The 12,471-nt window shown below is 66.5% G+C and carries 10 protein-coding genes and 1 tRNA gene; 5 read left to right on the top strand and 6 right to left on the bottom strand.

Features of this window, described 5'->3' with window-relative positions; translation table 11 throughout:
- Positions 1–200: 200 nt before the first annotated feature.
- From A5622_RS10635 to A5622_RS10620, 4 genes are all read right to left on the bottom strand, one after another.
- On the bottom strand, positions 201–2,555 hold the full coding sequence (locus A5622_RS10635) for a glycerol-3-phosphate 1-O-acyltransferase (RefSeq protein WP_066878378.1): 2,355 nt from the start codon (positions 2,553–2,555) through the stop codon (positions 201–203).
- The gene (locus A5622_RS10630; protein ID WP_066878376.1) at positions 2,552–4,426 is read right to left on the bottom strand and encodes an HAD-IB family hydrolase/lysophospholipid acyltransferase family protein; all 1,875 of its coding nucleotides are present in this window, start codon (positions 4,424–4,426) and stop codon (positions 2,552–2,554) included. The genes A5622_RS10635 and A5622_RS10630 overlap by 4 nt, the downstream gene beginning before the upstream one ends.
- Positions 4,423–5,892, bottom strand: a complete 1,470-nt coding sequence (locus A5622_RS10625; protein WP_156752916.1) for a wax ester/triacylglycerol synthase family O-acyltransferase — start codon at positions 5,890–5,892, stop codon at positions 4,423–4,425. The genes A5622_RS10630 and A5622_RS10625 overlap by 4 nt, the downstream gene beginning before the upstream one ends.
- A gap of 159 nt (positions 5,893–6,051) precedes the next feature.
- Positions 6,052–7,299 (bottom strand): alpha/beta hydrolase, encoded by a 1,248-nt coding sequence (locus tag A5622_RS10620; RefSeq protein WP_066878372.1) that lies wholly within the window; start codon positions 7,297–7,299, stop codon positions 6,052–6,054.
- A gap of 187 nt (positions 7,300–7,486) precedes the next feature.
- On the opposite strand from A5622_RS10620, the gene A5622_RS10615 reads away from it, so the two are divergent.
- Positions 7,487–7,560, top strand: a tRNA-Arg gene (locus tag A5622_RS10615).
- A 233-nt stretch (positions 7,561–7,793) separates the two neighbouring features.
- Here A5622_RS10615 and A5622_RS10610 read toward each other — a convergent pair.
- Positions 7,794–8,102, bottom strand: a complete 309-nt coding sequence (locus A5622_RS10610) for a hypothetical protein (RefSeq protein WP_066860288.1) — start codon at positions 8,100–8,102, stop codon at positions 7,794–7,796.
- Positions 8,103–8,812: 710 nt separating this feature from the next.
- Between A5622_RS10610 and A5622_RS10605 the strand changes: the two genes are divergently transcribed.
- The gene (locus A5622_RS10605) at positions 8,813–9,496 is read left to right on the top strand and encodes a cutinase family protein (protein WP_066878370.1); all 684 of its coding nucleotides are present in this window, start codon (positions 8,813–8,815) and stop codon (positions 9,494–9,496) included.
- Between the two features lie 168 nt (positions 9,497–9,664).
- Here A5622_RS10605 and A5622_RS10600 read toward each other — a convergent pair whose 3' ends face one another.
- A complete protein-coding gene (locus A5622_RS10600; protein WP_156752915.1) occupies positions 9,665–9,955 on the bottom strand; it encodes a hypothetical protein in 291 nt (96 codons plus the stop codon).
- 561 nt (positions 9,956–10,516) lie between these two features.
- On the opposite strand from A5622_RS10600, the gene A5622_RS10595 reads away from it, so the two are divergent.
- The 3 genes from A5622_RS10595 (at position 10,517) to A5622_RS29095 (ending at position 12,470) form a co-directional block, all read left to right on the top strand.
- Positions 10,517–10,927 (top strand): hypothetical protein, encoded by a 411-nt coding sequence (locus A5622_RS10595; RefSeq protein ID WP_066860297.1) that lies wholly within the window; start codon positions 10,517–10,519, stop codon positions 10,925–10,927.
- A 378-nt stretch (positions 10,928–11,305) separates the two neighbouring features.
- Positions 11,306–12,076: an enoyl-CoA hydratase gene (locus tag A5622_RS10590; RefSeq protein ID WP_066860300.1), complete on the top strand. Its 771-nt coding sequence runs from the start codon at positions 11,306–11,308 to the stop codon at positions 12,074–12,076.
- A 103-nt stretch (positions 12,077–12,179) separates the two neighbouring features.
- Positions 12,180–12,470, top strand: a complete 291-nt coding sequence (locus A5622_RS29095) for a hypothetical protein (RefSeq protein ID WP_156748724.1) — start codon at positions 12,180–12,182, stop codon at positions 12,468–12,470.
- The last annotated feature ends 1 nt before the right edge of the window (position 12,471 follow it).

Genomic DNA, 12,471 nt, shown 5'->3' with positions numbered 1-12,471 from the left:
GGGTCGGGCAGGCCCGTCACCGTCAGCGAGCTGGCCAGCGAGAGGGCCCCGATGCCGGCGGCGGTGCAGCCCGCCAGCACGGCCACCCCGGCCAGCACCGGCCACACCAGCGTGCGGCGCTGGGCGAAGGCCTCGGTCGAGGCCCTGCCAGCCGGCGGGGCGACGGTCATACGTCCAGGGTATGGGGCGGCCCCGACCGGCTACCGAGGCTGGCTGGCCAGAAGGTCCTGGCGGGCCTTGGCCTCGCGGGCCACGAACTGATCGCGCGCGATCCGCCCGGCGTAGTCGAGGTCGTGCAGGATGTCGCGCAGCTCATGCAGGAAGGCACGACGCCTTTCGGCCAGGTCAGGCGCGGCCGCGATCAGGTCCTGATCCTCGACGACCTGGCGCGCGGTGGCGAACAGCAGCGTCGAGACCGATTCGCTGCTGCGGATCCGGGTCTGCGCCACGTACTGTCGCCCGACGCCCAACGCCAAGTCGGTCAGTTCCTTGTGCCCGATGTCCGCAGGCGCGTCCCGCAACACATCGGCGACGATCTCGTAGGCCTCGAAGAACACCCGCAACATCGCGTCCGCCATCAACGGACGCTTGGCGAACAACAGCGCGTCGATCTCGTCGCCCCCGGCCGCGACGTGGGCTTCCCAATTGTCGTGCCAGGCCATCTCTTCGGCGATGTTGTCCCGGAATGTCGCCGAGTCGGCGAAATAGAAGTCGAACTTCAGCAGATGGCGCAGCCGCATCGCCTGGGCCCAGAACGCGGCCATGCGGTCGCCGTCGGCGTGGCGGGCGTGCGCCAGGGCGAGCTCAACGATCGAGGTCTCCAGAAAGGCGTGGATCACCGAGTTGCGGTAGAAGGCCGCGGCGTGCTGTTCTTCGGGCGCGATGCGCCACACCGGTTCCCGGCCGCCGTCGACCCGGGTGATGGGATGTCCGTTGGACAGTGCGTCGACCGCGGCGCGTACCCCGTCTTGCGTGCGCAGCCGCAACGCGCTGGTGGACATCGGATTGTGTTTGCGTTCTAGGTAATCCAGCGAATCCTGCAGGGTGTGGTGCAGCTGGCCGAGGGTCAGCGCCGCCCCGCGCGTGGTCAGCAGCAGCGCGCACACCAGACCCGTCGCCGTCACCGGCGTCGCCTGCAGTATCCGCCAGGCGACCTCGAATGACATCTTCTGCAGCGCAAGGCGTTTGGCGTCCGGATCCTCGGCCAGCGGGCCGTGCGGCGCGCCCAGGTAGTGGCGCATCGACACGGCTTCCGGGAAACGGACGTAGATCTTGCCGTAGTTGCGTTCACCCTGCGCCCGGATGAAGTTGTACAGCCAGCCCACACCTTCGGGTGTCTTCTCGCCGCCGCGGGCGTAGGCGGCGTACTCCGCGGTCTCGTGCAGCTGGTCGAAGCTGATCGAGACCGGTTGCAGCAGAATGTCTTCGCTGCGGCCATCGAGGTAGGCGTCGGCGACATAGGCCAGCAACCCCAGCTTGGGCGGCAACATCTTGCCGGTGCGCGAGCGGGTGCCCTCGATGGACCAGCTCAGGTTGAACCGCTTTTCGACGATGTAGCCGACGTATTCGCGCAGCACGTACTTGTAGAGCGCGTCGTTACCGATGTTGCGGCGGATGAAGATGACCCCGGAACGTCGCAGCAGCGGGCCCATGGCACCGAACGACAAGTTGATACCGGCGAACACGTGCACCGGCGGTAATCGGTTGTCCTGCATGGCGACCGGCACCACCGCGCCGTCGATGTAGGACCGGTGCGAAAACAACAACACCGCCGGGTGGGCTTCCAGGCCGACCCGCATCGCCGCGACCTGATACTCGTCGTAGTCGATCTCGGGGTCGAACCCGCGGCTGATCATCCTGCCGAGAACCCCGACGAGGTCGACCGATGCCCGGCTCCAGCCGGTAGCGAGTTCGTCGAGCATCTTTCCGGCTTCCTCGACGGTGGCGCCGGGAATTGTCGCCAGGCCGCGGCGAAACCGGTTGGAGGCCAAGATCTCTGGTTTAACCAGCCGCGGCGACTTGTACTGCGGTCCGAGGATCCGGTACTCGACGCGTTCCATCGCCAAGATCGCGCGGCGGATCACGAATTGGGCGAAGTCGTACCGGTCGTCTCCGACGGTGGTGTCGCGCCATTGCCGGCGCAGCTCGGCGACCGTCGCGGCTTCGCCGGCCACCACCCGTGCCCGCTGGGGCGCGGTGCGCACGATCCGTTCTTGCTGGCGCTGGTTGGGGTGGTACGGATCCCGGCCGGGCAGCAGGCCGGCCAGCTTGGCGACCCGGCCGCGATCCGGCTCCGGCAGCCAGAACACCCGCACCGGCACGATGGAACGGTCTTCCCGGGATTCGAGCTGTTCGGCCAGCGCCGTCATCACGTCCGGCGGCGCATCGAGCGCCGGCAGCTTGACCAGGTCGAAATTCGCGCCCGGGTGCCCGGCGCGTTGTTGCTCCATCCACGCCGTCACCAGGTCCATCTCGACCGGCGAGGTCATTGACGCCAATATCAGCGAGTCAGTCCCGGCAAGGATGGCGCTGGTATCCGCGGCCGGTTCGGTCACGGATGCCCTCGGTGCGGCGATTTCGGTGACTCGGCGTTGCCGAGCGCCGCCTTGGTCGCGGGCCGTTGCGCCTCGCCGTCTTTGCGGGCGGCCTCGGATTCATGCGGAGTTGCCTTGGGTGCCTTGGCTTTCGACGCGGCCTTCTTCGCCGGCGCCTTCTTTGCGGGTGCTTTCTTGGCGGGTGCCTTCTTGGCAGGCGCCTTCTTGGCGGGTGCCTTCTTGGCGGGTGCCTTCTTGGCAGGTGCCTTCTTGGCAGGTGCCTTCTTCGCCGGCGCGTTCTCGGCGGGTGCCTTCTTGGCGGGTGCCTTCTTCGCGGGTGCCTTGGCGGTCCGGCTCTGTGCCTTCTCGGCCGCCTTCTTCTCCGCGTACAGGTCGACCTCGGGCAGTTCGTCGACGGGCCAGTTGGCGAGCGTATCCAGGTAGAGCTGGCGCACTTCGGCGATGCGGTCCGGCAGCGCGTCAAGCGTCCAGTCCTGCACCGAGATCGGCGGGAAGACCGCGACGTCGACGGTGCCCGGGTTGATGACGGTCGAGTTCCGGGCGGCGACCAGCTCGGCGTTGCGAATCACGATCGGAACGATCGGGATGCCGGCGGCCATCGCGAGACGAAATGGACCCTTTTTGAAGGGGCCGACCTCGTTGGTGTCCAGCCGGGTGCCCTCCGGCGCCATCACAATGGAAAGTCCGTTCTTGGCCCGCTCCTCGACAATGCGCATCGTCTCCAGCGCGGAGGCCGAATCGTCTCGGTCGATGAAAACCCCGTCCAACGCTTTGCCGAGCAGGGCCATGATCGGGTTCTTCTGTAATTCCTTCTTGGCCACGGCAACCCAGTTGTCGTTGACCAGCGCACCCGCGATCACCGGATCCACCTGATTGCGGTGGTTGTAGATGAAAACGGCCGGACGTTGCGCGGTCAGATTTTCTCTCCCGACGACATTGAGGTGCACTCCCGTGGTCGCCAGCACGGTTTGGGAAAAAATGGAAGTAAAGAAATTGGCGCCCCGCCGCCGGCTACCGGTCAGCACGCCCATTGCCACTGCGCCCGCGCCGACGGGGACAATCGAGCCCAGTCCGGCAAGGGTACGCACCTGCCGTCGCAGGCCCACCGGACCTCGGCTGCTGAATCTCAGGATGGGCCAACCGCGGCGCTTGGCCACCGCCGCCATTTTCCCTTCGGGATTCGTCGGCCGGGGATTGCCGACCAGATACATCAGGGCGACGTCCTCGTCACCGTCGGCGTAGAAGTAACTGTCCTTGAGATCGATGCCGTGCTCGGCGGCAAAGCGTTGTACCGCAGCGGCTTTGCCGGGACCCCAGAGAATCGGCTTCTGGACGGACCCGGTGAGCAAGCCGTCCTCGGTGGTCTCGAACTTGTTGGTGAGCATGTTGGGGATGCCGAGGAACCGCGCGACGGGATTGACCTGGATGGTCAGCGCCGACGAACTGAGCACCACGGTGTGGCCGCGGGCCATGTGGGCGCGGACCAGCTCACGCATCTCCGGGTAGATCCGGGATTCGATGCGCTGGACGAACATTCGCTCGCCGATCTCTTCCAGGTCGTCGAGCAGTCGCCCGGTGAGCGCCTTGGCGGCCTTGCCGATGAGGTCCTCGAACTCGATACGACCGAGGGTGTGGCTCAAGCCGGCCTGCACCATACCGAGCAGTTCACTCACTCCCATGTCGCGGCGCAGCAGCCGCTCCTGGGTCAGGATGACCGCGGTGAATCCGGCGACCAGCGTGCCGTCCAAGTCGAAGAACGCGCCGATCTTCGGTCCTTCGGGGCTGGCCATGATCTCGGCCACCGAGCCGGGCAGCCGCAGGTCCGCTCCGGCCGTTTCGTCCTTGTCCCCCTGCTGCTTCGAGGTGCTCATGAGCCGGCCACCGATCGAGTGGACACCGCCGACTCGGTGAACGAGGCGGGCACCGCCTGCGGTGGCGGGTCGCCTCCCAGCGCCAGGATCTCGTCGAAACCCTCCAGCAGGCATTGGGCGAACAACGCCTCGTTTCGCACCGCGGCCCGGTCGTAGCGCACGGTGATGGTGCACCACCCGCCCCGCGAGATCAGCACCACCATCATCGCCACGCCGGGCAGCGGACCGATACCGTACTGCCGCAACACTTTTGCTCCGGCGATGTAGGTCTCGCCGGGATAGACCGGGACGTTGCTGGCCTGCACGTCGGAGCCGATCACCGACCCGGTGATGCCTTCGAGCACCGCGGTCGGCAGGACGCTGAGCACCGGCGCCAGCGAGCCGATGATGTTCATGGCGGGCTCGTCGCGGCGCTGCGTCATCTGGGCGCGAATCTTTTTCATCCGGGAGACGGGGTCCACGGTGCCGATCGGCGCCGCCAGGTTGACGCCCGTGAACCGGTTGCCGCCGGCCGTGTCCGCTTCGGCCCTCAGGTTGACCGGCACCGCCATCGGCAGCGTGCTGATCGGCACGCCGAACGCCTCGTGGTAGCGGCGCAGGGCGCCGCACAATCCGGCAAGGTAGGCATCGTTGATCGACCCGCCGCCGGCTTTCGCGGCCTTGTGCAGGTCGGCGAGCGGGATGTCGATCGCCTCGCTGCGGGTGGCCAGGCTGCGCCGCCGCAGCAGTGGCGACGGCTCGGCGGCCCGGTTGAGCACCCGCATGCCCGACATGGCGTACCCGACGATTCCCGAGACGGTGGCCGTCGGTTCCAGGACCGCCCGCCCGGCCGCCGATACCGCCCCGGACAGCGCGCTCATGACGCCGCCGACCACGGCGAACGGCAGGTGGTTAATGCCCTGGCGCATCAGGTCATTGGACGTCAGGTCCTGCGGCACGGGCAGCGGCAGCGTCGGCTTGGCCGGCGGATCGCGCTCGAGGTCATAGATTTCGGCGAACATCTGCACCCCGCCCACGCCGTCGGTGACGGCGTGGCTGACATGCAGCAGCGTTGCGGCCTTGCCGTCGGCCAGGCCCTCGACGAGGGTGGCCGTCCACAACGGTCGCGAAATGTCCATCGGCGACTGCAGGATGAGGTCGGCCAGATCGAATACCTCACGCGGCGTGCCCGGTTCGGAAACACGCACCCGGCGCACGTGAAAATCCAGGTTGAAGTCGGGATCGACCACCCAGCGCGGCGACGCCGTCGGCAGGGTCGGCACGACGACCTTTTGGCGCAACCGCAGCACCCGTCGGGACGCGCTTTCGAATCGGTTCCGGAACTGTTCCCATTCCGGCGTGGTGTCCAGCAGCTCCAAGGCCATGATCCCGGACCGGGTGCGGGGGTTTGCCTCTCCCCTGTGCAGTAGGTAGTCGACCGGCCCGAGTTCGTCGGACAACTTGATCGCCTCGACGGATTCAGTCATGGTCATCAGCTCGACGCGCCAACGTTGTCACCGTCGCTCAAGCCTCCTGCCTTTAGGACCACCGACCCGAATGGTCTACCCAACGCTAGTCGGGTTACCACGCTGGTGAAAGGAGCGGCGAGCACCGGGCCGCCGATTCAGCTGGCCTCCGGCCGACCCTCAGCTGGCCGAAGTGGCCGACAGCGGCAGCGAATCCAGCAGGGAGCTGACGCGCCGTCCGTACACGACACCGAGGAAATCGGCGACGGCGTCAGCGGCCAGCCGCGATCGGACCGTCGGCGTGATGTCGAAAGCGTGGTGGGCGTTGCCGAGTTCGGCGTGCGCCACCGTGGCAGCCCCGGCCGCGCGCAACGCCGCGCAGAAAGCGCGAGCCTGGCCGCTGGGCACCAACTCGTCCTTCTGGCCGTGCAACACGAAGAAGGGCGGCGCGTCGGCGTGCACGTAGGAGACGGGTGATGCCGCCGTGAAGCGCTCGGGCGCCTCGGCGTAGCGGGCCTTCATCACGAACTGTTCGAGGAACGGCAGCATCAGTGGGTGCATGTTGTCGAAGTCGGTGAAGTCGTAGACGCCGTAGTAGGGCGCTACCGCTTGCACGCTGGTGTCGGCCTCTTCGAAACCGGGCTGGGAGGCGGGGTCGTTCGGCGTCAGCGCCGCCAGGGAGGCCAGGTGCCCGCCCGCCGAGCCGCCGGTGATCGCGATGAAATCGGGGTCGCCGCCGTAGTCGGCGATGTTCTCCCGGACCCACGCGATCGCCCTTTTGACGTCGATGAGGTGTGCGGGGAAGGTGGCGCGCGGGCTCTTGCTGTAGTCGATCGAGACGCAGATCCAGCCGAGTTGGACCATTCGGCTCATCAGCGTGTAGGCCTGCGGACGCCGGCCGTTGAGCGCCCATGCCCCGCCCGGCACCTGGATCAGCACGGGTGCGCGGCAACCTGGCGCCAAGTCGTCGCGCCGCCAGATGTCCAGCAGGTTGTCGCGCGGGCTCGGACCGTAGGAGATGTCGGACGTCTGCGACGCATACCGGCGGTGCGGCCCGGGCCTGCCGAGCAGTCGACCGCGCGGGGCGCACAGCGCGCCGACGGCGGCGGGATGACATACCTGTTCGCGAAACTCGGGGCCGAACGACTCCTCGAGCGCGGCGGTGAGGGTTCGATCAGCCCGCTGGGCGGCCAGCGTCGTGCCTACCCGGCCGACGGACGGATGCGAGACGCGGGACAGCGCGTGGCCGGTCACCACGTGCGGAGGAAACTCCGTGAAAAGCCAGCCGGCGAAGCAGCCCAGCGCGAACGGCCCACCGCGCAGCACCAGGTTACCGAGTTGGTAGACATCCCGGGCTTCGGCTGCCAGCCGTGCCACCTGGGCCCCCGCCCACGAACACGGCGAGGTCTGCTTGCTGGCCACGCTCATTGCCACGTCACCTCTGGAACGTTATGCACACGCCTCGTTGCGGTTAACGGCCCATGACCGGCCGATGTTGTCCGTGTGTCGAGGGTCCCAACGATAACCGATAAACGCGGCGCGGTAAGGGTTTTCGCGCGCGTGGCGGCGGGGAATCGGGTCGGCAGGCGCGGTTGGATAGACTGACCTGCACATTGCCTCCGTAGCTCAGGTGGATAGAGCAAGGGCCTTCTAATCCCTAGGTCGCACGTTCGAGTCGTGCCGGGGGCACCGAGATTCGTGGTGACTTCGGTTATTGCCCGACGCGGCGCCGCAGGTCCACCGACGGCGGGGTCCGCGCGCCGCCCGGTCGGTGGGGCGACGATGTCCAGTCGCAGACCGGGCGCCTACCGGCTGGGAAATCAGTCCTGCTGACTACCTAACCGATTGGCGGCGGGCCGGCAAGTGAGACACCGAACGCCCCACCGACGGTGATCGATCACCTAAATCAACTGGTCGTGGTGCTAGACCTCGATCGTCTGACTGACGTAGTTCTCCCAGGTGGCCATTTGGGCCGCGTCGACGAGGAGGCTTTGGAAGTCCGGGTCAGCATTGAGGCTCTGCTGGACCTGGCCATATGTGGCCCAGTCCTGGGTAGTCGACATCAAGCCGATGGCGTTGGTGCCCTGACCTCCGATCATGTTGACCAGCGCGGTGACGTTCTCCGCGCCATGTTTGCGGGCAAGCCCGGTCGCTCGCTTCAGCTGCTTCTGAATGTCGTCCCAGGAGACCCCAGGGTTCGGATGGACGATCGTAGTAGCGACGATGGCCATGGCTGGACCTTTCGCTAGATGGGAAGAGAACGTTAATAGTCTCCGGCGCGTCGAAGTGAGCCGTCTAGAGTAGGCGGCTACTCCATTTCCGCGGGTGCGCGCAGGTTGCACCCTCACCCGGGGTTTCAACCGGCCGCGGCTGGGAACAGTGATTGATATTGGCAAACGCGGATAGCTGACCACGAGAGTCGGCCATTTGCATCGTTGAGCAGGGAAATTATCGAGGATGTTGGCTAGGGTCAATAAGAGTTCAGCAAGCATATTCAGGCAAAAACAACAGCTTATGGCTGCTTGCTTGAATCCGAATCATAAATACATTCAAGAATGTCCTGAATGCAATTCCATACACGAAACGCAGAACCAGGATGAGGAGTATTGCGCTGGTTGCAAACGCAACGGCGCAATGCCGGCAATGGCGGAGAAATAACTCGGTCGGACCTCAGGCCAGGTCCGTTGGGCGGTCGGCACGCTCCCCGACTGTCGAGGAAGCTCTCCGAATCATCGCGGGGATTGCGGACATCGCCGCTGATCGTTTGCAGCGTGAGAAACATTGCGCCATAGACCAATCGGTGAGCGCTTAAGCCGTCGGCCAAGAATTGCCTGGGGCACGCGAGTTTGCCGGCCGGCACGCCGGTCCGGGCATATGTCCCGCGTTAGCTGGGCCCTGATCGGACCGTGCCTTTCCGGCCCCGATATGTCAGCATTGGTGCGTGAACGCACGCCGATTAGCGCGTGTACTGGCCGCCACGGTGCTGACGGCTTGCTCGTCGCCGTTGTGTCCGCCGATCTCCGCGTCTGCCTCGCCCTGTCCGGACATCGAGGTCACGTTCGCCCGCGGCACCGCCGAGCCACCCGGTGTCGGCGGGGTCGGACAGGCGTTCATGGACTCGCTGCGCTCCCAGGTCCGGGGCCGGTCGCTCGGGGTGTATCCCGTCAACTACCCCGCGGATGGGGATTTCGCACCGTCGGCGTCGGCGGGCGCCGGCGACGCGCACGCCCACGTTCAGTCCATGGTGGCGAACTGTCCTAACACCAAACTGGTGCTCGGAGGCTATTCGCAGGGCGCGATGGTGATAGATCTGATCACCATCGCCCAGGCACCGATCGCGGGCTTGATCCCTCAGATATTGACGGCCGACGAGGCCGACCATGTTGCCGCCCTGGCCCTCTTCGGAAATCCGTCGGCCAGGTATCTGGGGGCGCCGGTGAGCGTGGTCAGCCCGTGGTACGGGGCGAAGGCCATTGACTTGTGCGCGCCCGGTGATCCGGTATGCACTCCGGGCGGCCCGCTGGCCCTGCCGTCACACGACGAGTTGTTCTCGGCGGCGGATCTGTCCTACCAAGGATCCGGAATGCCAAGCCAGGCAGCAACTTTCGTGGCCGGACGGCTCTGAGGTCGCCGAACTGGCCACCATGGTGACCGGCGCGTGCCGCACGGTCTTGAGCGACTTGCCGGACGTGAGAGCTGCGCTAATGGTGGCGCTCGTTCGTCTTTGCCGAGGCGCATCTCCAACCGGCGGGCGCTAGCAACGAAACCCGTTGCGCCCCATGTGCTATCGAGGCTACGACGCGGGCGCATACTGCCACACCGCCTCGTGATGTCCGAGCGACGCCGGGTCGCACGACCAGGTGAGGCCGGCGGCGTCATGCGTGGTGACATTCGGAACCGGACAGGGCCGGCCGGCCAGCGGTCGATCGAGGCTGGCAACACCGACCCCCAGGCCGATCAATCCGGCCGTCGCGACGGCGACCAGCATCAGCCGCACGTACCCGAGTCGGCGATCGCGCGTCCTCGCGTACGCCCGGTAGGCAGGCGCCCTGTAGCGCATGGTCCTGGAGCTCGCGGTCCGCATGAGGTGCTCCTTGCGTCGATGCCGATGGGGATTGCTCGTTCGAGCTGACATGAGCTTGGGCGCCGGCGCTTGGCGGATCCTCTACGCATCCTTGGCCGCGGAGTGCGCGTGGCGAGTCCAGCCGGTCAACCGCCGCCGGGCTCGATCATTGGTCGCGATCGCCGAAAGCGATAGCGCATGCGCTATCGGATTCGGGAATCACTTTATGGTCACCGGATGGTGCCTCCGGGGCCGAAGTGACCGCCGGGACGCAAGATGAATTGGTGCGGCACCCCGACGCAAGCCGCACGAAGCGCGATCTAATGACCTTTGCGATTGGCGCGCTGGCGCAGGTCACGGCGCATTTTGGCGATCGCGTTGATGGCCACGAACCCGCACGCGCAACCGCGGCAAATGGCAATCGGGTGAGGGTCCCATAGCGTCCGCGGACCCACAAAACTCGAAGTCGCTGTCAAAAGTTTGCGCTTTAATCGAACTGGGAACAGCGTGTCAAAACGAGCAGATGGCGCTTACGGGGAGATCATTACTTACAGCGTCTTCTCTTCGAGGGGTTGGCGAAATATGGCGTCGAATGACTGGCAGCCGGTAGTGCGCGTCGGGGAGCCGAGGTTCATAGCCGGCGTTGGCAATCGAATCAAAGTCGAAGTCAAAACTCGGGGTTGGCTAAGCCGCGACTGGCGCTGTTACTTCGGAACGCAAGTCTCGCAGCAACAACTTGATGCCCGGTATTCCTCCTATCCTTGTTGGGATGAAATCCAGCGGATCGAGGGTTCGTGCGCCGAGCACGATGCCGAGCGATACATCGAAATGATCGATGCCGCAATACATTACGCCAACACCAAGTTGCGTAGTGATGCGCTGCCGGTGGCCGTTATGCGCGGAGCGCGCACGGAACGGCGCGGGTGTGCGGTGCGGGAGCGCCAGGCCGAACTCGATGAGCTGGCGAAGAAGTTAGCGAAACCCGAGCTGTAACGCGGCCCGAGCAACGTCCGTGGCGCGGCAAGGGCGGCGCCCAGCTCCGACATCCGGCCCGTGAGCGGGCGCCCACCCCTTGTTTCACCAGGTCGACCCGGGCGTCGACCGGCGCGGGCGAAAAGCAGCAGATAATGTTTTGATAAACACAGCATTGCTTGTAGATTCCGATATCAGCTGCGGGCCCCGCAAACGTTTACGCCTTTGCGCCAGCGGTCGAATGCCCGCCTTTTCCTAACGGTTCTCGATATTCACGCTCGCACCGGCCGACTCGGGGTGCGGGGCGCGAAGTAGTCTTACCTCGCCCAAGACGCTGCCGCCGTTAAACCGGTGCGCCCAGGCGGATCCGCCACCAAGACCCGAAGCCGGAGGTGCCCGATGGCCCAGTCCGAACCGATCCTGTTCAACGTCACCAACCGGGTCGCGCTCATCACCGTCAACGATCCCGATCGGCGCAACGCGATCACCGCCGAGTCGTCGGGCCTGCTGCGAGAGGCGGTCGAGCGGGCCGAAGCCGATCCCGAGGTGCATGCCGTGGTGGTCACCGGGGCCGGCAAGGCGTTCTGCGCGGGCGCGGACCTCAGCGCCCTGGGCGCGGCGGGCGGCGGCGCCGCCGAGGCGGGCCTGCAGCAGCTTTACGACGGCTTCATGGCCGTCGGCGGTTGCCGGCTGCCCACCATTGCCGCCGTCAACGGCGCCGCGGTGGGCGCGGGTCTCAATCTGGCCCTGGCCGCCGACGTGCGCATCGCCGGACCCGCCGCGGTGTTCGACGCGCGATTCCAGAAGCTCGGTCTACACCCGGGCGGGGGCGCGACGTGGATGTTCCAGCGAGCCGTCGGCCCCCAGGTGGCGCGGGCCGCGCTGCTGTTCGGCATGCGCTTCGACGCCGACGCCGCCGTACAGCACGGCTTGGCGCTGAGCGTCGCCGACGATCCGGTAGCCGCGGCGCTGGAGCTGGCCGCCGGCCCGGCGGCGGCACCGCGCGACGTGGTGCTGGCGACCAAGGCCACCATGCGCGCCACCGTCAGCCCGGGATCGCTGGACAACGAGCAACACCAGCTGGCCATGCGCGCCGAGCTCGGCCCGCAGTCCTATTCCATCCAATCACCGGAATTCGCAAAGCGATTGGCCGCCGCGCAACGCCGGTAGGCCTCCCCCGCACGCGCGCAGATTGGGATCGGTAGCGCGGCGGACCGGCTGCACTTGCTGCGACGACGCCGACCGAAGTGGCGCCTGAGCAAAGGAATGCAGCGTGCACATCCACCACACCTTCACCCGGCTTGTCGCCGGGGCCCTGCTAACTAGTGGGCTCGCCACGGCGGGACTCGCGCTGACGGCGGGTACCGCGCAGGCCCGGCCGGCGCCGCCGCCGCAAGCGCATTGGTGCCCGAACCAGCCGTGGAACCCGGCCTGGGGCGAGAACAAGTACTGGAACCAATGTTGGGACACCGACAACCCTCCGCCGTACCCGCCCCCGCCGCCGTTTCATCAGCCGAACTTCAACTGTGGCCTGTTCTGGTGCCCCGTGCCGCCGCACTCGTGAC

Origin of the sequence: Mycobacterium sp. 1245801.1, from assembly GCF_001673055.1 — a bacterium.
GTDB lineage: Bacteria > Actinomycetota > Actinomycetes > Mycobacteriales > Mycobacteriaceae > Mycobacterium > Mycobacterium europaeum_A.
Note: the sequence above shows the minus strand (reverse complement) of the source record. Positions and strands in the feature narration are given on the sequence as shown.

Excerpts from the sequence above, each read along its gene's own strand:
- A5622_RS10630 (WP_066878376.1), bottom strand. The coding sequence starts at position 4,426 with ATGAGCACCTCGAAGCAGCAGGGGGACAAGGACGAAACGGCCGGAGCG.
- A5622_RS10625 (WP_156752916.1), bottom strand. The coding sequence starts at position 5,892 with ATGACTGAATCCGTCGAGGCGATCAAGTTGTCCGACGAACTCGGGCCG.
- A5622_RS10620 (WP_066878372.1), bottom strand. The coding sequence starts at position 7,299 with ATGAGCGTGGCCAGCAAGCAGACCTCGCCGTGTTCGTGGGCGGGGGCC.
- A5622_RS10610 (WP_066860288.1), bottom strand. The coding sequence starts at position 8,102 with ATGGCCATCGTCGCTACTACGATCGTCCATCCGAACCCTGGGGTCTCC.
- A5622_RS10600 (WP_156752915.1), bottom strand. The coding sequence starts at position 9,955 with ATGCGGACCGCGAGCTCCAGGACCATGCGCTACAGGGCGCCTGCCTAC.
- A5622_RS10595 (WP_066860297.1), top strand. The coding sequence starts at position 10,517 with ATGGCGTCGAATGACTGGCAGCCGGTAGTGCGCGTCGGGGAGCCGAGG.
- A5622_RS10590 (WP_066860300.1), top strand. The coding sequence starts at position 11,306 with ATGGCCCAGTCCGAACCGATCCTGTTCAACGTCACCAACCGGGTCGCG.